Origin of the sequence: Klebsiella sp. 7-CIP_Kleb., from assembly GCF_050378655.1 — a bacterium.
Classification (GTDB): domain Bacteria; phylum Pseudomonadota; class Gammaproteobacteria; order Enterobacterales; family Enterobacteriaceae; genus Klebsiella; species Klebsiella quasipneumoniae.
The window spans coordinates 236973-261008 of record NZ_JBNRLJ010000001.1 but is presented as its reverse complement, the minus strand read 5'-3'; the positions used below and the strand labels follow the sequence as shown (position 1 = coordinate 261008).

At 59.4% G+C, this 24036-nt stretch carries 27 protein-coding genes; 14 read left to right on the top strand and 13 right to left on the bottom strand.

Annotated features, from left to right (window positions below; genetic code table 11):
• The first annotated feature begins 90 nt into the window (after positions 1-90).
• Together ACQUTI_RS01280 and ACQUTI_RS01275 are read left to right on the top strand one after the other, a co-directional pair.
• The gene (locus tag ACQUTI_RS01280; RefSeq protein WP_094309675.1) at positions 91-411 is read left to right on the top strand and encodes a carboxymuconolactone decarboxylase family protein; all 321 of its coding nucleotides are present in this window, start codon (positions 91-93) and stop codon (positions 409-411) included.
• Positions 402-782 carry a tautomerase family protein gene (locus ACQUTI_RS01275; RefSeq protein WP_004205951.1) on the top strand — a complete coding sequence of 127 codons (381 nt, stop codon included), beginning with the start codon at positions 402-404 and terminating at the stop codon, positions 780-782. The genes ACQUTI_RS01280 and ACQUTI_RS01275 overlap by 10 nt, the downstream gene beginning before the upstream one ends.
• Before the next feature lie 209 nt (positions 783-991).
• On the opposite strand, the gene ACQUTI_RS01270 is transcribed toward ACQUTI_RS01275, so the two are convergent.
• The 7 genes from ACQUTI_RS01270 to sad form a co-directional block, all read right to left on the bottom strand.
• On the bottom strand, positions 992-1438 hold the full coding sequence (locus tag ACQUTI_RS01270; RefSeq protein WP_017900367.1) for a GNAT family N-acetyltransferase: 447 nt from the start codon (positions 1436-1438) through the stop codon (positions 992-994).
• Between the two features lie 253 nt (positions 1439-1691).
• Positions 1692-3143 carry a tagaturonate reductase gene (locus ACQUTI_RS01265; RefSeq protein ID WP_053810400.1) on the bottom strand — a complete coding sequence of 484 codons (1452 nt, stop codon included), beginning with the start codon at positions 3141-3143 and terminating at the stop codon, positions 1692-1694.
• 113 nt (positions 3144-3256) lie between these two features.
• Positions 3257-3787 (bottom strand): GNAT family N-acetyltransferase, encoded by a 531-nt coding sequence (locus tag ACQUTI_RS01260; protein WP_049003686.1) that lies wholly within the window; start codon positions 3785-3787, stop codon positions 3257-3259.
• Between the two features lie 77 nt (positions 3788-3864).
• Positions 3865-5289: a GGDEF domain-containing protein gene (locus ACQUTI_RS01255; RefSeq protein ID WP_048294837.1), complete on the bottom strand. Its 1425-nt coding sequence runs from the start codon at positions 5287-5289 to the stop codon at positions 3865-3867.
• A 114-nt stretch (positions 5290-5403) separates the two neighbouring features.
• A complete protein-coding gene (locus tag ACQUTI_RS01250) occupies positions 5404-5772 on the bottom strand; it encodes a DUF4186 domain-containing protein (RefSeq protein WP_043519542.1) in 369 nt (122 codons plus the stop codon).
• Positions 5772-6698, bottom strand: a complete 927-nt coding sequence (gene glsB / locus ACQUTI_RS01245; RefSeq protein WP_004205960.1) for a glutaminase B — start codon at positions 6696-6698, stop codon at positions 5772-5774. The genes ACQUTI_RS01250 and glsB overlap by 1 nt, the downstream gene beginning before the upstream one ends.
• An 80-nt stretch (positions 6699-6778) precedes the next feature.
• Positions 6779-8164, bottom strand: a complete 1386-nt coding sequence (gene sad / locus ACQUTI_RS01240) for a succinate-semialdehyde dehydrogenase (protein WP_004205961.1) — start codon at positions 8162-8164, stop codon at positions 6779-6781.
• A gap of 106 nt (positions 8165-8270) precedes the next feature.
• Between sad and ptrR the strand changes: the two genes are divergently transcribed.
• Positions 8271-9149: a putrescine utilization regulator PtrR gene (gene ptrR, locus ACQUTI_RS01235; RefSeq protein WP_032456014.1), complete on the top strand. Its 879-nt coding sequence runs from the start codon at positions 8271-8273 to the stop codon at positions 9147-9149.
• On the opposite strand, the gene ACQUTI_RS01230 is transcribed toward ptrR, so the two are convergent.
• Positions 9103-9585: a GNAT family N-acetyltransferase gene (locus ACQUTI_RS01230; protein WP_017900361.1), complete on the bottom strand. Its 483-nt coding sequence runs from the start codon at positions 9583-9585 to the stop codon at positions 9103-9105. The genes ptrR and ACQUTI_RS01230 overlap by 47 nt on opposite strands.
• A 145-nt stretch (positions 9586-9730) precedes the next feature.
• Here ACQUTI_RS01230 and ACQUTI_RS01225 point away from each other — a divergent pair, with 145 nt between their 5' ends.
• On the top strand, positions 9731-10675 hold the full coding sequence (locus ACQUTI_RS01225; protein WP_004205964.1) for an L-lactate dehydrogenase: 945 nt from the start codon (positions 9731-9733) through the stop codon (positions 10673-10675).
• A 21-nt stretch (positions 10676-10696) separates the two neighbouring features.
• Here the strand turns inward: ACQUTI_RS01225 and ACQUTI_RS01220 are convergent, their stop codons facing one another.
• The 3 genes from ACQUTI_RS01220 to dtnK are packed head-to-tail and all read right to left on the bottom strand — an operon-like array spanning position 10697 to position 13674.
• Positions 10697-11458 carry a DeoR/GlpR family DNA-binding transcription regulator gene (locus ACQUTI_RS01220; protein WP_048324158.1) on the bottom strand — a complete coding sequence of 254 codons (762 nt, stop codon included), beginning with the start codon at positions 11456-11458 and terminating at the stop codon, positions 10697-10699.
• A 1-nt stretch (position 11459) separates the two neighbouring features.
• Positions 11460-12446 carry a D-threonate 4-phosphate dehydrogenase gene (locus ACQUTI_RS01215; RefSeq protein ID WP_122543010.1) on the bottom strand — a complete coding sequence of 329 codons (987 nt, stop codon included), beginning with the start codon at positions 12444-12446 and terminating at the stop codon, positions 11460-11462.
• Positions 12439-13674, bottom strand: coding sequence for a D-threonate kinase (gene dtnK / locus ACQUTI_RS01210; RefSeq protein WP_114506228.1), 1236 nt, complete (start codon positions 13672-13674; stop codon positions 12439-12441). The genes ACQUTI_RS01215 and dtnK overlap by 8 nt, the downstream gene beginning before the upstream one ends.
• Positions 13675-13848: 174 nt before the next feature.
• Between dtnK and ACQUTI_RS01205 the strand changes: the two genes are divergently transcribed.
• From ACQUTI_RS01205 to ACQUTI_RS01180, 6 genes are all read left to right on the top strand, one after another.
• Positions 13849-14988, top strand: coding sequence for an iron-containing alcohol dehydrogenase (locus ACQUTI_RS01205; protein WP_211774142.1), 1140 nt, complete (start codon positions 13849-13851; stop codon positions 14986-14988).
• 23 nt (positions 14989-15011) lie between these two features.
• Positions 15012-15896, top strand: coding sequence for a dihydrodipicolinate synthase family protein (locus tag ACQUTI_RS01200; RefSeq protein ID WP_064150080.1), 885 nt, complete (start codon positions 15012-15014; stop codon positions 15894-15896).
• 76 nt (positions 15897-15972) lie between these two features.
• The gene (locus tag ACQUTI_RS01195) at positions 15973-17382 is read left to right on the top strand and encodes a sodium:solute symporter family protein (protein WP_048324146.1); all 1410 of its coding nucleotides are present in this window, start codon (positions 15973-15975) and stop codon (positions 17380-17382) included.
• 3 nt (positions 17383-17385) lie between these two features.
• Positions 17386-18552, top strand: a complete 1167-nt coding sequence (locus tag ACQUTI_RS01190; protein ID WP_057215137.1) for a sialidase family protein — start codon at positions 17386-17388, stop codon at positions 18550-18552.
• Positions 18549-19022 carry a YhcH/YjgK/YiaL family protein gene (locus tag ACQUTI_RS01185; RefSeq protein ID WP_114508151.1) on the top strand — a complete coding sequence of 158 codons (474 nt, stop codon included), beginning with the start codon at positions 18549-18551 and terminating at the stop codon, positions 19020-19022. The genes ACQUTI_RS01190 and ACQUTI_RS01185 overlap by 4 nt, the downstream gene beginning before the upstream one ends.
• Positions 19019-19696, top strand: coding sequence for an SDR family NAD(P)-dependent oxidoreductase (locus tag ACQUTI_RS01180; RefSeq protein WP_057215131.1), 678 nt, complete (start codon positions 19019-19021; stop codon positions 19694-19696). Before ACQUTI_RS01185 ends, ACQUTI_RS01180 begins: the two co-directional genes overlap by 4 nt.
• Before the next feature lie 50 nt (positions 19697-19746).
• Here the strand turns inward: ACQUTI_RS01180 and ACQUTI_RS01175 are convergent, their stop codons facing one another.
• Entirely contained in the window at positions 19747-20538 is a 792-nt protein-coding gene (locus tag ACQUTI_RS01175; RefSeq protein WP_122543014.1) for a PhzF family phenazine biosynthesis protein, read from the bottom strand.
• Between the two features lie 201 nt (positions 20539-20739).
• Here ACQUTI_RS01175 and ACQUTI_RS01170 point away from each other — a divergent pair, with 201 nt between their 5' ends.
• Positions 20740-21939, top strand: a complete 1200-nt coding sequence (locus ACQUTI_RS01170; RefSeq protein ID WP_043519538.1) for a sugar transporter — start codon at positions 20740-20742, stop codon at positions 21937-21939.
• A 67-nt stretch (positions 21940-22006) separates the two neighbouring features.
• Here the strand turns inward: ACQUTI_RS01170 and ACQUTI_RS01165 are convergent, their stop codons facing one another.
• Positions 22007-22675: a MarC family NAAT transporter gene (locus tag ACQUTI_RS01165; RefSeq protein ID WP_004205969.1), complete on the bottom strand. Its 669-nt coding sequence runs from the start codon at positions 22673-22675 to the stop codon at positions 22007-22009.
• A 261-nt stretch (positions 22676-22936) separates the two neighbouring features.
• Here ACQUTI_RS01165 and marR point away from each other — a divergent pair, with 261 nt between their 5' ends.
• From marR to marB, 3 genes are read left to right on the top strand one after another with little or no spacing between them, the layout of a single operon-like run.
• Positions 22937-23371: a multiple antibiotic resistance transcriptional regulator MarR gene (gene marR, locus ACQUTI_RS01160; protein ID WP_017900358.1), complete on the top strand. Its 435-nt coding sequence runs from the start codon at positions 22937-22939 to the stop codon at positions 23369-23371.
• A 20-nt stretch (positions 23372-23391) separates the two neighbouring features.
• Entirely contained in the window at positions 23392-23766 is a 375-nt protein-coding gene (gene marA, locus ACQUTI_RS01155; RefSeq protein ID WP_002904397.1) for an MDR efflux pump AcrAB transcriptional activator MarA, read from the top strand.
• A 40-nt stretch (positions 23767-23806) separates the two neighbouring features.
• On the top strand, positions 23807-24025 hold the full coding sequence (gene marB, locus ACQUTI_RS01150) for a multiple antibiotic resistance protein MarB (protein ID WP_043519537.1): 219 nt from the start codon (positions 23807-23809) through the stop codon (positions 24023-24025).
• Positions 24026-24036 lie beyond the last annotated feature (11 nt).

Genomic DNA, 24036 nt, shown 5'->3' with positions numbered 1-24036 from the left:
TCAGGATCAATTATCCTGAACATTGCGATATTCAACACATTCCTCAGCGTGCGACAGTGACGACCACTTCAACCTGTAACGGGAGTCACCATGGATACCACCCCTGTCGATCGCCACACGCTGGCTGCCATTGCGCCAAAACTGGCAGAACTGACCGAAACGGTGCTGTTTGGCGATATCTGGGCGCGCAGCGAGCTGTCGCCCCGGGAACGCAGCTTAATCACCCTCTCCGCCCTGACGGCGCTGGGCAAAACCGAGCAACTGCCCTGGCATATCGCCTACGGCTATCAAAATGGCCTGAGCCAGGAGGAAATTGTCGAATTATTTACCCACCTGGCGTTCTACGCCGGCTGGCCGGCGGCGGCCAGCGCCCTGACCTGCCTGAACGCGCCGGAGGCGCCATGCCTCTGACCCGTATTTCGCTTGGCACGGCATGGCGTCCCGCGGAGTTTGCTCAGCTGTCGGCGCTATTCCATGAGTGTCTGGTGGCGGAGTTTGCCGTGCCGCCGGCGGACAAATTTCAGTTTATCGAGCAGACCGCCGACGGGCAGCGCATTTACGACCCGCATTATCTTAGCGGCGGTCGCAGCGACCGCTTCGTGCTGTTTCATATTTTCGCCGGAAAACCGCGCCGCCGGGCGCAAAAACAGGGTCTCTATCGTCGGCTCTGCGCGCGGTTAGCCGATGAGATGGCGGTCAGCCCGCAGGACGTGATGGTGGTGATCCAGTTTAACCAGCTGGAGGACTGGAGTTTTAGCGCCGGCAAAATGGCGGGTGAATAAGTCAGGCGGCGCCTGCAAGGGCGCCGCGATTCAGGCTATTTAGTTGCTACCAGGCGAGATGATGCACCAGTGACAGATCCCAGGCCGTCGCCAATAGCGAAAGAAACATTATCAGATTGACCACTGTTTCGAGACGTTTTTCCATCGTTGCTTCTCCTGAGCCTGTTTCCCCTGTTATAGCGGGAAAAGCTTAACAGCATCTTATCGCTTCAGGAGTCAAGGGTGATCCTGTAGCGTACATAATCGTCAGCTGGGGTGAATTCATCATACAGGTGGCGGGCGGGATTATCACGGCGAGTATGCCAGTACAGACGTGACCAGCCTTGATCAGTCCCTTCGGTTTGCAGCGACTTAATCAGCGTTCTGGCAATGCCTTGTCCGCGGAAAGCTGGATCGACGAACAGATCCTCCAGATAGCAGATTGGCGTGGTGACCCAGGTGCCTTCGTGCAGAATGCAGATAGCGAATCCCACCACCGTATCATTCACCACTGCGACCCTGCCCAGCACGGGTGAGTTCACGTCCAGCATCCGCTGCCAGGTGCATTCGGTCACCTCTTCCGGCTGCGGACTGCCGTAGAAGTGGGTATAGCCTTCCCAGAGCTGAAGCCATTCGGCTTTGTCATGCGGCCGTACTTCCCGGATATCGATGACCATGCGAGTTTCCTTACAGATGAATGAATTAGCCTGCGAACATTGGCAGGAACCAGGTATTAAGGCCATTATTTTCCTGCGCAGATATTTGTTCAAGCGGCTTAACCATAATTCCCGCCTGCGCAGGGCGATTTGGCACTAAAAAGCCTATTGCAGCGGGGCTGCTGACCGGCTCTATCGGGACAATAAAAAAGTATGTTGTAACTAATTTGAGTGCCAATAAACCCGGCCGCAGCCGGGTGAAGAGACTCCGCTATCAGCAGAGCGGCCTGACGGCGTCGCGCATCCCGCGGGTCAGAATAGCGTCAAGGTCAGCGGCGACCTGATCCACCAGTCCGGGGATCTGGCTTAGATCCTGCTCCCAGTGGGACTCCACGCTGAGCACAGCGGAAACCAGCTCGCGGGTGCTTATCTGACCGTCGCGATGTCGGGCCCAGAGCGTCTGGTAGCGCGTCAGCCAGTCAGCATCATCCTGTACCGGATAGCTTGTCCCCTCCCGCTCTCCTCGGTAGAAGGCGATCAGCGCCGCCAGCGCGAAGGTCAGGCGCGGCGGCAGCGTGCCATGCGCCTTCTGCCCTGCCAGCAGCTGCGGCAGAATACGGGTGCGGTACTTGGTCATGCCGTTGAGAGCGATCGACAGCAGCTGATGTTTGATATAGGGATTGCGGAAGCGCCCGGTCACGGCGCTGGCGAATGACACCAGCTCATCGCGCGGCAGGTCCAGCACCGGAATAATCTCGTCATAAATCGCTTTTTCGACAAACGCGCAAATCTCCGCGTCGTTCATCGCTTCGCCGACGGTATCGATTCCAGCCTGGAAGGCCACCGGCACCAGGGCGGTGTGCGCCCCGTTAAGGATCGCCACTTTGCGCTCTTTATAGGGCTTGATATCGTCGACGATACGCACATTCAGCGGCAGCTTATCGAGACGCAGCTCGCTGGCCAGCGAAGCGGGCCCCTGGATAACAAACAGATAGAAGTGCTCGGCGGTATCGAGGAAAGCATCTTGATAGCCGGTTTGCGCCTCCAGGGCCGCCACTTCATCGCGCGGATAGCCGGTCACAATGCGATCCACCAGGGTGGAACAGAAGGTGTTCGCCGAGGTGAGCCAGTTGATAAAGTCCTGCGGCAGCTGCCACTCGGTGGCATAGCGCAGGACCAGGGCCTGCAGCGCCTCACCGTTATAATCGATCAGTTCGCAAGGGATAATCACCCATCCCTTATCGGCTGCGCCGGCGAAATGCTGGTAACGCTCAAATAGCAGGCGGGTTAGTTTCGCCGGATAGCTGACCGGCGGCGCGTCGTCAAACCGGTCCCCGGCATGGTAGCTGATGCCTGCCTCGGTGGTATTGGAGAAGACAAACCGTATCTCCGGGTTATGCGCCAGACGTAAAAAAGCGTCGTAGTCAGCGTAAGCGCTGATTTCGCGGTTGACCGATCGGATCAACCGCGCGTCGCTAACCGCTTCGCCCTGCTCGTTGAGACCACGGATAATGGTGGTATAGAGGCCGTCCTGGGTGTTCAGAGACGGTGGAAAATCCGTGTCAATGGGGCGAACGACCACGATGCCCGCATTCAGGTCGGTATGCTCGTTGAGCAGGTCGATCTGCCAGTCAACGAATGCGCGCAGGAAGTTGCCTTCACCAAACTGGACGATACGGTCAGGGTACTGCGCGCCGGGGAAATCACGACGGTTTAATGTTTTCACAATGGGTTCCCTCTAATAGTAGTCATACAACCTGAGTAATTGGTCCAATAAGTTATCAGGTTTTACGACCACTGAAACCCTGTTTTGATCAAAGCATTCTGCAATAGCGGCCGTCAGGGCAGAAACTTATAGAACAGCGAGGTGGCAGTCATCTTGCCGTCTGGCATCAGCGCATAGCGCGGAATTTCCCCCACTTTTTCCCAACCGCAGCGAACATAGAACTGCTCCGCCCCGCTGCCGGTCGCCGTGTCCAGCACCAGCACTGTCTTCCCTTCCCGACGAGCGGTTTGCTCCAGCTCCGCCATCAGCGCGTTGGCAATACCCTGGCGGCGGGCATTTTGGTGAACCAAAAGTTTGGCGACATCCGCACGATGCGGCTGATTTTCCGGCTGGCTGATAATCAGCTGCACGGTGCCGACGGGGCGCGCGTCAGCGTCAAGGGCGGCCAGCACGATGCGCTCCCCGGCCGCCACGCTGTCAGCGGTACGTTGCCAGAAGGTCGTCGCGGTTTGCAGACTAAAAGGCAGCATAAAGCTCACCGAGGCGCCGCCGTTAACGCAGCTGGCCAGGATATCGCTTAATGCCGGAAGATGATGAAGAATATCGTCACGCGACAGCGTGCGTAATGAAAAGGATGTGGTCATAAGAGCTCCCTGTTATCGACCACATCACTATGTTTTTAACCAAAAATTAACACAAGAGAGATCCTGATAGGATTTTCTTATGGCGCACTTTCGGTGAGCGCCGGCATACAGATGCGGTTACGGCCGGTCTGTTTGGCTTTGACCATTTCATCATCCGCCGCCAGCAGCAGCTGGTTAAACAGTTCGGTAATGCGGGCGTGGCCCACCTCGCGGGTCTCCAGTCCCATACTGATGGTCAGATGGATCGGGTTCTGACCGAGGCCGAAGGATTGCGACTCCACACCGTGGCGGATCTTCTCCGCCAGCACATAGCCCTGCTGAGCGCTGTCGACGACGGCGGCCACGGCAAACTCCTCGCCGCCGATACGGGCAACCATCCCCTGCTCGCCCACCAGGTGTCGAACCTGCTGGGCAAACTGGGTCAGCACGCAATCGCCGCCTTCATGGCCCAGAGCATCATTCACTCGCTTGAAGCCATCGATATCCAGCACCATCACCGTCAGCAGCTTATCCGCCGGCAGCGCCTGGCGCTTCAGCGCCTCGCTCAGCCCGGAACGGGAATAGACGCGGGTCTGGAAATCAAAATCAGCGCGCAGGGCCAGCTGCTTCACCAGCATGTTAATCGCCTCGACGCTGGAGGCGACGATCACCGGGCTTATCAGCATAGCCGCGATCCCCAGGCGGGTGGAGAACAGCTGCCACGGCTGCATTCGCGTATCCGGCGAAAAGTGAATTAACGAGTTGGCCACCAGCAGTATCTCGCCGATGCCGGTGAGAAAGGTCAACAGGCAGGTCAGCGGCAGCGGATAGCGCACGGCGCACCAGATCAGGGCCGGTAACGGGAAGGTAATGCTGCCGGCGCCGCCCACCGCCACGCCGAGGGCAATCGACAGCACCAGCGCCAGCGCTGGCAGCAGCTGGTGAAAGCGAAAACCGCTTAACGCGGATGGCAGCGTCAGGGTCAGAATAAACGGCAGGATAAGCACCGCCGTCGAGAACTGCTCGCTAAACCAGTCCGCCAGCTGGGGAATAAAGGTGGCGCGCTCGACGTCCACCGACCCCAGCGCGCCGACCGCTGCGCACAGCAACGCGGCTAACAGACAGAAACAGAATAAATTAAGCGCGTTAATCGGGCCTGGCATGGAATCGGCGCGTCGTTTATCCCACAGCACCAGCTGTGCCAGGGTCACAATAAAGACAATATTGGAGAAGTTAATCAGCAATGAGGCAAAGCCCATTCCCCAGCGCGAGGTTAATCCGTCATAGACCAGCATTGCCGCAAAGCAGACGGCATAAAAATAGCTGCGATTAAGCCATACGTAGCGCGCAAAAATCCCGGCCATCACGGCGTTGAGCGGCCAGAAGAAAGAGAGCTCCTGCACCAGACGCAGCATGGCGCCCAGAAAATGCAGCAGTAGCGTTAACGTAAATAAGACCAGTGCATCGCGCACGGGTTGTTCTTCACGAAACAGCGTAAATGACCGAATCGACAGTGAAGACATTCAGTAATTATCCGTCTAATTGTTTCAGGCAATTATTATGTTAATAGTTAGTTAGCGGATTATCATAACATGAGAATATTTATCAGGCATACTCCGGCGCCGATCAAATGCAAATTAGCGCACAGACGGCGCGTTCATCTGCAGCACCAGCCAGCGGTGGATCACCTGCACAATATAGCGCTGTTCCTGCTCGCTCAGCGCGCGGCCGTGGGGAATGGCGTGCCATTTTTCCAGGCAGCCGCGACAGCAGGTGGCGGTCGCGTGCTGGGCGATAAACACCGGGTGACCGCGCATCGGCGTCTGCTTGCCATCATTGGCCGGCGCGGCGGATGCCAGCCGCTGGCGAATGAAATCGGCGGCGTGCTGGTCGATGACCTCCGGTCCCTTATCGAGACAATATTGCCGCTCTTTCATCCCCAGCCGGAAGCGCGAACGAAACGTCGAGCACGCCAGACGAGCAAACAACCGATCCTGATCGACCATCAGAACACCGACCTCCCCAGCCGCTGAGTCAGTTTCTCCAGCAGCGCCACCCCGGCCAGCGAGTTACCCGCCTCGTCAAGCTCCGGGCTCCACACCGCGATCGCCATCTCCTGCGGCACGATCGCCACAATTCCACCGCCGACGCCCGATTTCGCCGGCAGCCCCACGCGCCAGGCGAACTCGCCAGCGTTCTGGTACATGCCGCTGGTCATCATCAGGGCATTCACCTGACGGGACTGAATGGGCGCGATAACCGGCTTTTCCAGGTGCGGGGCGATGCCGCGATCGGCGAGGAAGAGAAAGGTTCGCGCCAGCTCGACGCAGCTCATCTCCAGCGAACAGTAATGAAAATAGTTCTGCAGCACGGTGGTGACGTCGTTATGGAAGTTGCCGAAGGATTTCATCAGCCAGGCGATGGCGGCGTTGCGCGCCGAATGCTCAAACTCAGAGCGGGCCACCAGCGGATCGTAGGCGATATCGGCCACGCCGCTGAGGCGGCGGACTATCTCCAGCATCCGCTGGCGCGGCGCGCTGAGCCGGCTCTGCAGCATGTCGCAAACCACCAGTGCCCCGGCGTTGATAAATGGGTTGCGCGGTTTACCCTGCTCGATCTCCAGCTGCAGCAGCGAGTTAAACGGCTGGCCAGAGGGATCTTTCCCCACCCGCTGCCAGATCTCTTCTTCCTGATAGTGGTTCATGGCCACCACCAGACTCAAAACTTTGGAGATCGACTGGATGGAGAATCGTTCATGCGCATCGCCGGCGGCAAAATGTTGCCCGTCCACTGTACTGATAGCGATGCCAAGCTTGTCGCCGCTGACGCTGGCCAGCGCCGGAATATAATCCGCCACTTTACCGCGGCCAATCAGCGGCCTGATTTCTGCCAGAATGGCTTCCAGCATTGCGTTATTGATCACCGTCGCCACACGCGGCTCCTTGCCCACCGTCGAATTTTGGTGGGCGAGTATAGCAGACGAGAACGACGGTCGTCAGGGGCAAACGCAGATTAGCGACGGTCTTTCCAGACGGTCTGCGCATTGCAGAACTCGTGCAGACCAAAATGCGACAGTTCACGACCAAAACCGCTCTTCTTCACGCCGCCGAAAGCCACCCGGGCGTCGCTGGCGCAGTAGCCGTTAAGGAAGACGCCGCCACACTCCAGCTCGCGGGCAAAGCGCTGAGCCTGCGCCTCGTCGGTGGTGTAGACCGTTGCCGACAGGCCAAATTCGCTGTCGTTGGCGAGGGCCAGCGCGTGGTCCGCATCTCGGGCGGTGGTCAGGGTCGCCACCGGACCAAACAGCTCCTGGCGGAAGCCGGTCATTCCGGCGGTGACGTTGCCCAGGACCGTGGGCGCGTAGTAATTGCCCGCCCCTTCGATTTTCTCCGCCCCCAGCAGCAGGGTCGCGCCTTCATCGAGGGTCGCCGTGACCTGCTGGTGCAGTTCATCGCGCAGATCGAATCGCGCCATCGGCCCGACGTAATTCTGCTCGTCGCGCGGATCGCCCATCTTCAGCGCCGCGACGGCGTCGACAAATTTGCGGGTGAAGGCTTCGGCAATGCCGGCTTCGAGGATAAAGCGTTTCGACGCGGCGCACACCTGGCCGCTGTTCTGATAGCGGCCGGTGACGGCGGCCTTTACCGCTTCATCCAGATCGGCGTCGTTCAGGACGATAAAGGGATCGGATCCCCCCAGCTCGAGCACGCATTTCTTCAGCGCTGCGCCCGCCTGAGCGCCAATCGCTTTTCCGGCGCGGACGCTGCCGGTGACGGTCACCGCCGCGATGCGGTCGTCATTGATAATCTGCGAAACGCCGTCATTGGTGGCGTTGACCCAGCCAAAAACCCCCTCCGGCAGGCCGGCGGCGGCAAAAATTTCGCCCAGCAGACGGGCGCTGCCCATTACGTTAGGGGCATGCTTCAGCAGGTAGCTGTTGCCAGCCAGCAGGATCGGCACCGCGCCGCGCAGCACCTGCCAGACCGGGAAATTCCACGGCATCACCGCCAGAATGGCTCCCAGCGGACGATATTCGATCACCGCCTGGTTATTTTCCACCAGGGTGGCTTCGGTCGCCAGCATCGCCGGGCCATGTTCGGCATACCAGTCGCAGAGGTTGGCGGATTTCGCCACCTCGCCGCGAGCCTGAGCAATCGGTTTGCCCATCTCGAGCGTGATCGTCTGGGCCACCTCTTCACCGCGGGCGCGCAGCTCGGCCCCGATGCGGCGCAGCGCGTCGGCGCGTGCGGCGAGCGGCGTCTGACGCCACTGGCGATAACCCGCCGCGGCGAGAGCGATAGCGGCGTCGACCTCGCGTTCGCTGGCCCACGGCAGCGAGGAGACCACCTCACCGGTAGTCGGGTTGACGGAGACGGCGTGCGTTGCAGATAAATTCATCGTTATTCTCTCTCTCGTTGCTTGCGAAGTGAGCGTATTCTGGCTTACCTTTCCATTCATTGAAAATGAATAATATTAAGCAACGCATTCACAAAAGAAGAATGGTATGGACCTGACTCAACTTGAGATGTTTAACGCTGTCGCCAGCACCGGCAGCATCACCCAGGCGGCGCAAAAAGTGCATCGTGTGCCGTCCAACCTCACCACTCGCATCCGCCAGCTGGAGGCTGATCTTGGCGTTGAGCTGTTTATTCGCGAGAACCAGCGGCTGCGCCTCTCGCCCGCGGGCCACAGCTTTTTACGCTACAGCCAGCAGATCCTCGCCCTGGTTGACGAGGCGCGAATGGTGGTGGCGGGCGACGAACCCCAGGGGCTGTTCTCTCTCGGTTCGCTGGAGAGCACCGCGGCGGTGCGGATCCCCACCACCCTGGCCCACTTTAATCAGCGTTACCCGAAAATTCATCTCGCCCTCTCCACCGGCCCCTCCGGGACGATGATCGACGGCGTGCTGGAGGGAGCCCTGAGCGCCGCGTTCGTTGATGGACCGCTGGTGCATCCGGGCCTGGAGGGGCTGCCGGTGTTCCCTGAAGAGATGATGATCGTCGCCCCCTACGGCCACGCGCCCATCGCCCGCGCCAGCGAAGTGAACGGGGCAAATGTCTACGCTTTTCGCGCCAACTGTTCCTACCGCCGCCATTTTGAGAGCTGGTTTCATGCCGACAGAGCGACCCCGGGCAGGATCCACGAGATGGAGTCTTACCACGGGATGCTGGCCTGCGTGATCGCCGGCGCGGGCCTGGCGTTGATCCCGCGCAGTATGCTGGAAAGTATGCCCGGCCATCAGCAGGTATCCGCCTGGCCGCTGGCGGAAGAGTGGCGCTGGCTCACCACCTGGCTGGTGTGGCGCCGGGGCGCCAAAACCCGCCAGCTGGAGGCGTTTATAGCGCTGCTGAACGAAGATCGGCGAACAGCGGTTTCTCCATAAACACGCTGAGCGGATCGGGCTGGTAAGGGGCAAACGCGCAGCGGGTCTGATAGCCGTTGCGCGTATAGAGGGTGATGGCCGCATGCTGATGGATGCCGGTCTCCAGGCGCAGAGTATGGCAGTCGCGCTGCCGCGCTTTCTCCTCCAGGGCCGCCAGCAGCTTTTCTCCCAGCTGCTGTCCGCGGTGCTGCGGATCGATATAGACCCGCTTCATCTCGCCAAAACCTTCAGCGCTGAGGACGATAGCCCCGCAGCCAACGGCTTCGCCCTGCGGACTGCGAATCGCCAGGGCGATCACGGTCTCTGGCGGCAGCTGGCCGAGGTCCAGCAGATGGTTGCTCTCTGCCGGGTAGAGTGTCTCCTGCCAGGCGTCGAGGGCGGCAATCAGGGCGGTAAATTCGGCGTCGGTGGGGGCGATGTCGGTAACGGTATACATAGGTGAGCTCCTTTTTTTACGCCACTGTAGCGCGCCTCAGGACGGTTTCCGCCATAGCATTAACTTATATTGCCGCTAACCACTTGCGCTAACTCACTGAAACACAGTAATTTTATCCCTTGCCGTTCGTTTTTGAGAGCTGAATATGCACACCAAAGCCCGTAAAGTGATGATTATTGGCGCCGGCAACGTCGGCGCGTCGGCGGCCTACGCGCTGCTCAATCAGAGCATCTGCGAGGAGCTGATCCTCGTCGACATTAACCAACAGCGCGCCGAGGCCCACGCTCAGGACCTCAGCGATGCCGCGGCCTATCTGCCAGGGATGATGACCATCTCTACCCGCGAGGCTAGCGACTGCGCTGATGTCGACATCGCGGTGATCACCGTCTCCGGCGGCGCGCTGCGTCCAGGCCAGAGCCGACTGGATGAACTGACCACCACCGCGAAGATAGTGCAGCGCATCGTGCCAACGATGATGGCCAATGGGTTTAACGGCATCTTTCTGGTGGCCACGAACCCCTGCGACATCATCACCTGGCAGGTATGGCAGCTCTCCGGCCTGCCGCGCAGCCAGGTGCTGGGCACCGGCGTCTGGCTGGATACCACCCGCCTGCGCCGTCTGCTGGCGCAGGAGCTGAACATTGGCGCCCAGAGCATCGACGCTTTTATCCTCGGCGAGCACGGCGACACTCAGTTTCCGGTTTGGTCGCACTCCTCGGTATATGGCTCGCCGATAGCCGACCTCTACCAGCAGCGCACCGGCCGGCCGCTCGACCGCGAGGCGATGGCCGACAAAGTGCGTAAGCTGGGGTTTGAGATCTACGCCGGGAAAGGCTGTACGGAATATGGTGTGGCAGGCACCATCGCCGAGATCTGCCGTAATATTTTTACCGGTAGCCACCGCGCGCTGGCGGTCTCCTGCATTCTTGACGGTGAGTACGGGGTCTGCGGCGCGGCGGCTGGGGTGCCGGCGGTGCTGGCCCAGGGGGGCGTGGAGCAGATTATTGAACTGCGGCTGGCCGACGAAGAGCAGGCGAAGTTCAGCCAGTCGATTGCGGTAATCAAAGCCAATATCGCGCGTCTGCCCTGATGGCAGACGGCGACGTCTGGTTCAGTCGGCAATGATCAGCTGTGGGGAAAGGGTCACCAGCGCCTCGCGGGTCGCTTCCGGCAGGTGGCTGTCGGTAACGATATCGGTCAACGACTCCAGCGGGGCAATGTTGAACAGTGACCAGGCACCGTATTTGGAGCTGTCCGCCAGCAGGATGCGCCGGCGGGCATTGGCCATCAGATCGCGCTTCAGGGCGGCCTTCTCTTCCGTCGGGGCGGTGATCCCTTTCTCAAGGTCCCAGCCGTTGCAACTGACGAAGGCGAGATCGGGCCAGATGGCCTGCAGCAGGCGGCGGCCGTGATCGCCAATGCACGACTGGCTGCTGTCATCGATGCGGCCGCCGATAATCGTCACTTCAATCTGCTTAAACTCCGACAAAAACAGGGCGATATGTAAATCGCTGGTGATCACCCGCAGCGGCAGATGGGTGATCTGCCGCGCCAGTTCAATCATGGTGGTGCCGGCATCAAGCACAATGGCGTCGCCGGCTTTCACCAGCGCTGCCGCCGCGCTGGCGATCGCCTGCTTTTCCAGCGGGCTGCGCTGGGCTTTCTCCAGCGTCGTCGGCTGGGCAGGAATAAACCGGTTTAAAGTCACCCCGCCATGCGTGCGGCTGATCACCCCTTCCTGATCGAGTTTGATCAGGTCACGGCGAATGGTGGCCGGCGAGGCGTTGGTCGCCGCCACCAGCTGGTCGACTGTCACCAGATTATGGCTTTTCAGGAAGTCCATAATCTGCTCTAACCGGTTATATCCCTTCATGTTATTCCTGCGCGATGTGCATGGCGAGCTCAATGGAGGTTGCCATGCTCTCAGACTTCGCTTTACCTGTCCAGGCAATATCAAACGCGGTGCCATGATCCGCAGAGGTGCGGATAAACGGCAGCCCGGCGGTGATATTCACCCCATCATAGAATCCCAGCAGCTTCAGCGGGATGTGCCCCTGGTCGTGATACATCGCCACCACCATGTCGTACATCCCCTCATGACACTGCATAAACACCGTATCCGGCGGACAGGGGCCGGTCACCTCCACGCCCTCCGCCCGCATGGCGGCCACCGCGGGGGCGACGATGCGGATCTCTTCATCGCCAAACAGGCCGTTCTCCCCGGCGTGCGGGTTGACGCCGGCGACCGCAATACGCGGACGCGGATAGCCGACGCGGCGCAAAAACCGATCCGCCACGCCAATCACCGTCTCAATCCGCGGCTGATTGAGGGTATCGAGGAACTGGCGCAAGGAAATATGGGTCGTGATATGGATAACTTTAAGTTTCTCGGTATACAGCACCATGGCGTAATCTGTAGTCTGCGTCAGGTGGGCCAGCAGTTCGGTATGGCCGGGATAAGCGTGCCCGGCGAGATGCAGCGCCTCTTTATTCAGCGGTGCGGTAGCGATGGCCGCGACCGCGCCCTCCAGTGCGAGGGCGGTCGCCCGTCTGATGCAACGAAATGCCAGATCGCCCGCCTGAGCCTGGACTTCGCCAGGACGCAGCCCCTGCGGATCGCTGAGCGGTTCATCGATAACGTTAATCGTCGCCGGGGTAAATACTGCTTCGGCGGGATGGTCGATGATGCGCAGCTCCACCCGCGGCGTGATATTCAGCGCCAGGATCCGCCGCAGCGTCTGCGCGCAGCCTACCACCACCACCGGCGCGCCGCTCAGCGCCCCCTCGGCGAGGGATTTAATAATAATCTCCGGACCAATACCTGCCGGGTCGCCCATTGTGACTGCAATCATTTTAGACACTCAGTTTCTCCTCAATAAAATTCACAACATGTAACAGCGTGGTGTCGGTGCCGAATCCTCCGGCTTTGGTCATCACCGGCCGCGACCAGCGGCCACCGAGAAAATGTCCGTAAGGAACGCAGGCCGCCACCCGGCCACGGATCTGGAAACCGCTGGCACCCAGCGCGTGCGCGACGGCGATGGCTACATCACCACCGGAAAGATACAGCGCGCCCGGAGGGCACTGCGCCACCGCCTGCGCCGTGACGTCGGCAAGCCAGGCGCAGATGCGCTCCCCGTAGGCCGCGCGGCTGAGGCCATGTTCGCGACACTGGGCTTCAATCCCGTGCCGGGCGGCGTGATTCGGGCGGGTGGTCACCACGCAGTGCTGCCCCTCACGCAGCACCTCGGCGATCCGCGAGGCTTCCTCCTTCGGCGATCCGCTAAAGGCCTGTTCGACATCAATTTCAATCTTCCTCACTCGGGAATGAGCCTGCAGCGCAGCGACCTGGCGCTGCGCCATCTCGCTCATCGAACCAACCACCGCCAGCAGAGGCCCCTGCTCGCTGCGGCGAAGGCGGCGGGCCAGCGCCTCGCAAAGTCCCGCCGAGCCAACCAGCAGCGTCTCTCGCGCATGGGGCGCGACGGCGTCGATCACTTGATCCAGTTGGCTGTCTTCCCAGGCGTCGACAATCAATACTCGCTTCTCCTCGCCCGCCATCGCTAATGCCGCCGGGAGCTGGGTAGCGTTCAAGGTCAGACAGGGAAGACGGCTCTGCATGGCGATAATTTCGCTAATCTCCGCCCGGCTCACCGGCGTTTTCGGGTCGCTGGCAAATTCGGTCTGATCGAGGGCCACCCCATACACATAGCAGCGTCCGTCACGGGTATGCCGCCCGGCCGCCGGATACGCCGGCGCCACCACCGCCACCCGGCAGTTCTGCACCGCCATCATGGCCTCCAGCTCGGCTCCGGGGTTCCCGCGCAGCGTGGAGTCGATCTTCTTTACCTGCCAGTGTGGGACGAATGTCGCTGCGTCGCGCAGCAGACCGGTGACCTTGTCCGCCGCTGCGGCGGCGCTCATCGCCCGGCTGTCGCTGTTGAGAATTAATGCCCGCACGGAGGACGTCTGCCCGGCGGTGAATGCCACTTCCACCGCCATTCCCGCCTCTGCGAGGCTGACCCCGGCGTCATTGGCCCCGGTAAAGTCATCCGCCAACACCAGCACGTTGTTATTGCCGTCGTTCATTGTCCTGCCTTGTGGTCGATGAAATTATGAATTGATTATATTCAATCATAATTGATTAAATGTGAGCAAGCTCAAGTTATTAACCCGCCGTATAAATTATAACTTTTCCCCACCAGACGAGTTCCATAACTCACGAATGATTGAAAATAATCAATTGCTACCAAGGAGAAACGCGTGGCGACGATACACAGCACGATTATCAGCGGGGCGGGTGCCTCATCGGCTCTGCTCCCGTTATTGGCCGGTAAAACCTCTATCCTGCTGGTGACCGACAAGAACGTCGGGGCGCTGGAAGCAACCCAGGCGATCCATCGTCTGCTGGCGGCTGAGGGGCGTGTAGTTGAGGTCATTGACACGGTACCGGCCGAGCCCAGCCATCACGATGTGGCGCAGATCGTCAGCCAGCTCGACGCCAGCCAGCCACAGTTAGTTGTTGGCATCGGCGGGGGAAGCGTGCTGGATGTAGCAAAATTGCTGTCCGTACTTCTGCACCCTGAGGCGCCCGCTCTGACGGCCCTGCTGGCAGGCGAGCAGCCGCAACGACGGATCGGCTCATTGTTAATCCCGGCCACCGCCGGGACCGGCTCCGAAGCGACGCCGAACGCCATTCTGGCAATCCCCGAGCAGCAGACCAAAGTGGGGATCATCTCCCCGGTGCTCCTGCCGGACTATGTCGCCTTGCTGCCGGAGCTGACCACCAGCATGCCGGCCAGCATCGCGGCGTCGACCGGCATTGATGCCCTGTGCCATCTGCTGGAGTGCTTTACCTCCACCGTCGCCAACCCGGTAAGCGATAACGCCGCGTTAATCGGTTTGCACAAGCTGGTGCGCCATATCGAACGCTCGGTGAATCAGCCGCAGGATCTGACGGCGAAGCTGGAGATGCTCTGGGCCTCGTGGTACGGCGGCGCGGCGATTAACCATGCGGGCACCCACCTGGTACATGCGCTCTCCTATCCGCTCGGCGGCACCTGGCATCTGCCGCACGGAGTGGCCAACGCCATTCTTCTGGCGCCCTGTATGCGGGTGATCCGCCCCCACGCGGTGGTGAAATTTGCTCAGGTCTGGGATCTGATCCCCGACGCGGATCGCACGCTCAGCGAGGAAGAGAAATCCCATGCGCTGGTCGCGTGGCTGGCGGCGCTGGTCAAACGCTTACCGCTGCCCGATAACCTCGCCGCTCTCGGCGTGCCGCAGGAGAGCATTCCCGCCCTCAGCGCGGCGGCGCAAAACGTTAAACGCCTGATGAACAATGCACCCTGCAGCGTCAGCCGCGAAGAGATCGCGGCCATCTACCAGACGCTGTTTCCATAACATGCCTAACAGGAGAAAGTAAAATGAGGAAAGCTATCAGCGGCGTACTGACCGCCATCGTCACCCCCTTTACCGTCGAGGGCGCGCTTAACCTGCCAGCGCTACGCCAGCAGGTGCAGCGCCAGATCGCCGCGGGCAACGGTATTTTCTGCGGCGGCACCAACGGCGAGTTTTTTGTCCTCAATGAGGAAGAGAAGATCGCCGTCGCCAGAACCTGTGTGGAAGAAGCGGCCGGTCGCGTCCCGGTGGTGGCCCATATCGGGGAGGTTTCCACCCGCGAGACTCTCCGGCTGGGCCAGCAGATCGCCCGCCTCGGGGTTGATGCGGTATCGGCCATTACCCCGTGGTTCGTGCCCTTGAAGCAGGAAGAACTGATTAACCACTATACGGCGATCGCCGACGCGCTGAGTGTCCCGCTTTTTCTTTACAACATTCCCGCCCGCACCGGGAACACCATTGCCCCGGAGACCGCGCGTCAGCTGGCCAGGCACGAGAATATTGTCGGCATTAAGGATAGCGCCGGCAGCTACGACAGCCTGAAAGGTTTTCTCGACGCGGTGCGCGATATCGACGGTTTCGACGTTCTGAACGGACCGGACTCGCTTATCCATCAAGGATTTGTCGACGGCTGTTCGGCGTGCATCTCGGGGCTTGCCAACGTCGCGCCCGCGGAAATTAACGCCATCTGGTCGCGCTTTCACGCCGGGGATATCGTCGGATCGCGCCAGGCCCAGGAGCAGGTAACGGGCCTGCGCACCGATCTGTATAAAGTGGCGTTCTCGCCTGCGGCGGTGAAGAAAGCTCTGCAGCTAATGGGTCATGAGGTGGGCGACAGCCGCTACGCGGTGCAGTTCAGTGACCAGCAGCTGCAGGAAATTCGCGGCATCATTGCCCGTTATTTAGCGTAATACCCGCTGCGTTTCGTAAATAAAACAGACCGGGTACCGTCGTACCCAGGATTCGTACGCCCAGAGAGAGGCTAAGATGAATCATTTTACCGCTGAAGATACCTTTATTATTGTCGGCATTGTCATTGCCTATATTCTGTTTACCACCTGGCTGACATTCCGTATTCGTAGTAAAAATTCCGGGGATTTTATGGAAGGCTCGCGCGCCATGCCGGCCTTAATTGTCGGTATATTACTGATGTCGGAATATATTGGTGCCAAATCAACCATCGGTACCGCTCAGGCCGCCTTTGAGAGCGGCATTGCCGCTTCATGGTCCGTGCTGGGGGCAGCCATCGGTTTCCCGCTGTTCGGTTTGATTCTGGTAAAACGCATCTATAACACCGGGAAAATCACCATCTCCGGCGCTATCGCTGAGAAATATGGCACCAGTACCAAAAATATCATTTCCCTGATCATGATTTATGCGCTGTTGCTGGTTAACGTGGGCAACTACGTCAGCGGCGCCGCGGCTATCTCCACCGTCTTAAAAGTCAACTTACCCGTGGCCGCCTTTATTACCGCCATCGTCAGTACCTTCTATTTCGCTTTCGGCGGCATGAAAGGCGTCGCCTGGGTCACCATGTTACACAGCGCGTTAAAATACGCCGGACTGCTGATCATTCTGGGTTTTGCTCTGTCCAAAACCGGCGGCTTCACGCCGATGATTGAGAATATGCCGGATTACTACTGGACGTGGGATGGCAACATTGGCGCTGGCACCATCTTCGCCTGGCTTATCGGCACCATCGGCTCCATCTTCTGCACCCAGTTTGTTATCCAGGCGATCAGCTCCACCAAAGATGTCCGGTCAGCAAAGCGTTCCACCTGGATCGCCTTCTTTTTCTGCCTGCCCATCGCCCTTGCCATCGCTATCATCGGCGTGGCGGCGAAATATCTGCATCCGGAAATCAACAGCCTGTACGCCCTGCCGGTATTTCTGCAGGACATGAACCCGTGGCTGGCGGGACTCGTGACAACGTCACTTGTGGCCTCGATATTCGTCAGCGTTAGTACCGTTGCCCTAGCCATTGCCTCGCTGGTGGTGAAAGATTTCTACGTGCCATGGCGTAACCCGACCCCGGACCAGGAGTTCAGAGCCACGCGCTGGGCATCGTTAATTATCGGCTTCCTGCCGCTGGTCTTTGTGCTGCTGGTGCCGGAAGTGCTGAAACTCTCCTTCTTCACCCGCGCCATCCGCCTGTCCATTACCGTGGTGGCGGTTATCGCCTTCTACGCACCGTTTTTCCGGAGCACCCGCGGCGCCAATGCCGGTCTGATCGGCGCCTGCGTGGTGACCTCCGTTTGGTATTTACTTGGCGATCCGTTCGGCATCAATAACATGTATGTCGCCCTGGCGACCCCGGCGATCATTATGGTCCTCGATCGCTTGATCCCGAATAAATCACAATCATCTCCTGCCCCTGTTGAGCAACGTGGAGTCTAAAACATGACCACAATACCTTCTTTCGACGGCGTCATTCGCCAGCACCCACAAGATGAACATATCGCATGGGCGATGCTCCCCTGCGCCTGCCCGCAAAATCATGCCGCCAACCTGCTTCAGCTGAAAGATGGCAGCCTGATGTGCGTCTGGTTCGGCGGCTCGCAGGAAGGGAAAGCCGACATTTCGATCTGGGGATCGCGGTTAGCCACCGACAGCGATCGCTGGAGCGAAGCGGTTAAGCTCTCTGACGATCCTGACCGCTCGGAACAAAATCCGGTGCTGTTTCAGGCGCCTGACCAGGTAGTGTGGCTGTTATGGACGGCGCAATACGCCGGCAACCAGGATACCGCCATTGTCCGCTACCGCCAGTCACATGACGGCGGGCAAAGCTGGGGTCCCATCGACACCCTGTTGGATCAGCCCGGTACCTTTATTCGCCAGCCGATTAGCGTCATGCCTGACGGCAGCTGGCTGTTGCCAGTGTTTTACTGCCGCACCGAACCAGGCGAGAAATGGGTGGGTAACAATGACGTCAGCGCGGTGAAAATCTCCTCAGACGGCGGCATAAGCTGGCGTGACGTGGCAGTCCCGGAGAGCCTTGGCTGCGTCCATATGAGCATCACCCCGCATCCCGACGGCGGACTGGCGGCCTTCTTTCGCAGTCGCTGGGCGGATCATATCTGGTTCAGCCACTCCAGCGACCAGGGTGAAAGCTGGTCTGCGCCGGCGCCCACGACGCTGCCGAACAATAACTCGTCCATTCAGGCGACAACTCTCGACAATGGCGAACTGGTGCTGGTGTTCAATAATATGAGCGCCGCCGGAGCCACTGAACGCCGTGCCTCGCTGTACGATGAAATTGCGGATGACGATGGCCGTAAGGAGCCGGAAACAACCGGGAAAAGCGCCTTCTGGGGCGCGCCACGCGCGCCGATGACGGTGGCGATTTCACCCGATGGCGGCAAAAGCTGGCCGTGGTTGCGCAATCTTGACGAGGGTGACGGCTACTGCATGACCAATAATTCGGAGCAGAAGCTGAACCGGGAGTTCTCCTACCCCAGCATCAAACAGGGAGCAGACGGTAATTTGCATATCGCCTACACCTGGTACCGCCAGGCGATCAAGTATGTTCGCGTTTCGCCACAGTGGGTGAAAGGAGAAAGCGCATGATTATCGGTAATCTGCAGGCGCTGCAGCAGGCTGGCCTGCCGCCGGCGTTAAACCAGCTTTTGAGCAGCGAGGTCTGCTCGCTGGCCGCTCTGAGCGCCAGAGTGGATGGCCGGTTCCAGCCCGACGGCGCGCCGTGGTTCTGCACCCTCAGCGTGGTGCAAACCCAGCCCGCGGCCGAGCGGCATACGGAATATCATCGCCAGTGGGCGGATATTCAGGTCATCCTGGCCGGCGAGGAGCGGATCCAGGCGGGCATGGCTCCCGCGATGCGCCCGGAAGATAATGAGATTAAGCCCGACCTCTATATCTGTCAGCCGGCCCCGGAGAGTGTCTCTATTCTGCTGCGTCCCGGCGACTTCGCGGTCTTTTACCCCGGCGAACCGCACCAGGCGCTGTGTGCGGTTTCGACGCCAGCGCCGGTCAGAAAGGCGGTATTCAAGATCCCGGCGGCGATGCTGGAGGCGCGATGAAGCAGGCAATTGTAACCGGGGCCAGTTCCGGGATCGGCGCCGCGGTGGTGAGGCAGTTGCTGGAGGACGGCTGGCAGGTGGTCGGCATGAGCCGTTCGCTGCCGCCCTTCTCACAGCCGAACTTTCGCCATCTGACGGTCGACGTCAGCCAACGCAGCGCGCTGCTGGCGGCGCTGGAGCAGATTGAGCCTCCTCAGGCCATCATCCACGCCGCGGGCTCGATGACCGCCGCAACCCTGGGCAATCTGGATCCACTGCACGGCGAGTCGCTGTGGCGTTTACATGTCGACGCGGCCCAGACGCTGGTCAATCACTTCGCCCCGGCCATGAGGCCGGGTGGGCGGATTGTTCTGCTGGGAAGCCGTACATCACGTGGCGCAGCGGGTCGTTCACAGTATACGGCAACCAAAGCCGCGCTGGTCGCCCTTGCCAGAAGCTGGGCGGCAGAGCTGGCGCCCGCTGGGGTGACGGTCAACGTGGTGGCGCCCGGGGCAACCGATACGCCGATGCTCCGTCAGCCCGGCAGGGAAAGCTCCCCGCCGCAGCTGCCGCCGCTGGGGCGGCTCATTACCCCGCAAGAGGTGGTCTCGCTGATAAGCTGGTTATTGAGTGAGGGCGCATCGGCGATGACCGGACAGGAGCTGGTGATGTGCGGTGGCGCCTCCCTCGCCTGATGACGCACGCCGCGCCGTCCCCGGACAGCGGAACGACGCGGCGGTGATGATTAACGCAAATAGACAGTCCCGCGCAGATAGGTGGTGGCCTGGCCGCCGATCAGCACCCTGTCGCCCTGCCACTGGCAGCGCAGGTCGCCGCCGCGGGCGGAGCCCTGGCGCGCCATCATGGTGGTTTTCCCCAGTTTTTCGCCCCACCAGGGGATCAGCATGCTATGGGCGGAGCCGGTCACCGGATCCTCCGGCACCCCTTCACCCGGGCAGAAGAAGCGGCTGACAAAGTCATATTCCTCATCCGGCGCGCTGACGCAGATCATTTTGCCAAGCGTCTGCAGGCGCGCCATGTCCGGCCGCACCGCTTCAACCTGCTGACGATCCGCCAGCAGCACCAGATAATCGCGCCCTTCACGTACCTCGACGGCCGCCTCGAGGCCTAGTCCGGCCAGCAGGTCCGCCGACGGGTTGGCCACCGAGGTGGTCGTCCACGCCGGGAAGTCGAGCGTCAGCCAGTCGCCGCTGCGGGTGACTCGCAGGTCGCCAACGAAGCGGGTGCTGAAGGTGATGGTCGCCGAGGGATGGTCGAGATATTCAAAAATAACGTGCGCCGCGGCCAGGGTGGCATGACCGCAGAGGTTGATCTCGTGCAGCGTGGTAAACCAGCGCAGCTCATAGCCTTCGTCGGTGCGGACGAAGAACGCCGTTTCGGACTGATTATGCTGTTGGGCCATTTTCAGCAGCACATCGTCGGCTAACCACTCGCTGAGGGGGCAGACGGCCGCGGCATTGCCACCGAAGTTTTTATCGCTGAAAGCATCGACCAGATAAAATTGAATTTCCTGCATACACTGTCCTTACTTTTTTTACTTTCCTTCAACATGACATAAAAGTGCCCCTCTGACACTATCCATAGCAAAATTAATTGCTTAACCGCGCCTGGCTGCTTACAGTGAAATGAGAGACAGATCACATAATGATTGTCTTTTCGCCAGCAAACGTTTTATGATCGGCGTCACATCTTCCCCTGAATCACCAGTCAAGAGCTTATGACTACGAATACGGTCTCACGCAAGGTAGCGTGGCTACGTGTCGTGACGTTGGCCATCGCCGCGTTTATTTTTAACACCACAGAATTCGCCCCGGTCGGTCTGCTGTCGGATATTGCCGACAGCTTCGACATGGAAACCGCCCAGGTGGGCATGATGCTGACCATCTACGCATGGGTGGTAGCGTTAATGTCGCTGCCGTTTATGCTGCTGACCAGCAAAGTGGAGCGCCGGCGGTTGCTCATCGGCCTGTTTATTCTGTTTATCGCCAGCCATGTGCTGTCGTTCTTTGCATGGAATTTTGACGTGCTGGTCATCAGCCGCATCGGCATCGCCTTCGCCCATGCGGTGTTCTGGTCGATAACGTCGGCGCTAGCCATCCGCATGGCACCCCCGGGCAAACGGGCGCAGGCGCTCAGTCTGATCGCCACCGGTACCGCGCTGGCGATGGTGTTTGGGATTCCGATCGGCCGCATCATCGGCCAGTATTTTGGCTGGCGAATGACCTTCCTGGCGATCGGCCTGGGCGCGTTAGCCACCCTGGTCTGCCTGGTGAAACTGCTGCCGACCCTGCCGAGCGAACACTCAGGCTCGCTGAAGAGCCTGCCGGTGCTGTTCCGTCGCCCGGCGCTGGTCAGCGTATACATTCTGACCGTAGTGGTGGTGACCGCCCATTATACCGCCTACAGCTATATCGAACCCTTCGTCCAGACGGTGGCGGGTCTGAGCGGCAATTTTGCCACCGTGCTGCTGCTGATCCTCGGCGGGGCCGGGATTATCGGCAGCATTCTGTTCGGCAAGCTCGGTAACCAGCACGCTTCGGGGCTGATAAGCCTCGCCATCGGCCTGCTGCTGGCCTGTCTGCTGCTGCTTCTGCCGGCCTCGCATAACCCGCACCACCTGATGCTGCTCAGCATCTTCTGGGGGGTGGCGATTATGATTATCGGTCTCGGCATGCAGGTGAAAGTGCTGGCCTCCGCCCCGGACGCCACCGACGTCGCCATGTCGCTGTTCTCGGGCATCTTTAATATCGGCATTGGCGCCGGCGCGCTGGTGGGCAGCCAGGTGAGTCTGCATCTCTCTATGGCCTCCATCGGCTATATCGGCGCTATCCCGGCGCTGGCAGGCCTGATCTGGGCCCTGCTGATCTTCCGCCGCTGGCCGGTATCGCTGGAAGAACACCAGCCGCACCACTCTTAATACAGCCGCAAAAAAAGCCCTCCGGTATCGCTCCGGCGGGCTGTTGTCTCTCTGCGCATCACCGCGGTCAGGGATGCCAGGTCGAAATGATCTCCAGCACGCCATTAATAATAAATTGCACGCCCATGCAGACCAGCAGGAAGCCCATCAGTCGTGAGATGGCCTCAATGCCGCCTTTGCCTACCAGACGCATAATCGCCCCCGAACTGCGCAGGCAACCCCAGAGAATGATCGCCAACAGGGCAAAGATAATCGGCGGCGCCGCCAGCACCACCCACTCCGGGAAGTCCACCCCGTGCTTAACGGTCGAGGCGGAACTAATGATCATCGCGATGGTGCCCGGACCGGCGGTGCTCGGCATCGCCAGCGGCACAAAGGCGATATTGGCGGTCGGCTCATCCTGTAGTTCTTCCGATTTGATCTTCGCTTCCATCGAATCGTGGGCTTTTTGCTGGGGGAACAGCATGCGGAAACCGATAAAGGCCACAATCAACCCCCCGGCGATTCGCAGCCCAGGTATTGATATGCCGAATGTATTCATCACCACCTGGCCGGCATACCATGACACCATCAGGATGGCGAAGACATACACCGAGGCCATCAACGCCTGCTTGTTACGCTCGGCGTTGTTCATATTGCCCGCCAGGCCGAGGAACAGCGCCACGGTAGTCAGCGGATTCGCCAGCGGTAAAAGCACCGCCAGGCCGAGCCCTATCGCTTTAAACAAATCGAACATAGTTAAATAAAGTCCCGTAAATATTCATTTTTTAAAGATGGTTTCAGTCCGTGAGTATACCGGCTTCAACAATTCCAACGCCAGCCAGCTGATAAATCACTTTCGCCAAAAATTAACAAGCGTTAGAAAATTCACAAACAGTGACACGCGTCGAATTTTTTTGTTTTAGCAAATCGTGGCATCGGCTAATTCATAATGTTGACTTATGATTGCCTGGGCAATAGTATCACTCGCAACTAAATCATTGCCTGGGCAACCATCATGAAAAATACCAGCGACCTGTTCAACGAGATGATCCCGCTGGGCCGCTTGATCCAGATGGTTAACCAGAAAAAAGATCGCCTGCTCAACGACTACCTCTCACCCATGGATATTACCGCGACCCAGTTTCGGGTGCTCTGTTCCATTCGTTGCGAGGTATGTATTACCCCCGTTGAGCTGAAAACCGTGCTTTCCGTCGACCCGGGCGCGATGACGCGTATGCTCGACCGCCTGGCGTGTAAAGGCTGGATTGAACGGTTACCCAACCCCGCTGACAAGCGCGGTGTGCTGGTGCAGTTGACGCCAGACGGCGCAGCCCTTTGCGAGCAGTGTCATCAGGTTGTGGGTCAGAAGTTACACCAGGAGTTAACAAAAAATCTGTCGGCGGACGAAGTCGCCATGCTTGAGCAACTCCTCAAGAAGGTCCTGCCGTAACAATAAGAAGAGGTAAGATGATGTCCAGACGTAATAATGACGCCATCACTATCCATAGTATTTTGTCGTGGATCGAGGATAACCTGGAATCGCCCCTGTCGCTGGAAAAAGTGTCTGAGCGCTCAGGTTACTCCAAGTGGCACCTGCAACGTATGTTTAAGAAAGAGACCGGCCATTCCCTCGGCCAGTACATCCGCAGCCGTAAGCTGACGGAGATTGCGCAAAAGCTCAAGCAGAGCAATGAGCCAATCCTGTACCTGGCGGAACGCTACGGTTTCGAATCGCAGCAGACCCTGACGCGAACGTTTAAAAACTATTTCGATGTTCCGCCCCACAAATATCGCATAACGAATGTACCTGGCGAATCCCGCTATCTGCATCCGCTAAATAACTGATGTTAATCGCCTGTAATATCAAAGACGTATTGAGGAAATCATGAAACTATTCGCTGCCGCAGCTATCGTCCTTCTGTCGCTGGCATCCAGCTTCAGCTTTGCGGAGCAAACCACCACGCCGGTGCGGCAAAACCAGCGTGACACAATGATTCTCCCTTCGGACCATAACGACTCGCCGTTTGATTTCAATCATATGGCGGCCGGCAATGATAAATCTGACGAACTAGGCGTGCCGTACTACCAGCAGCACGACCTGTGATGCCATTACAC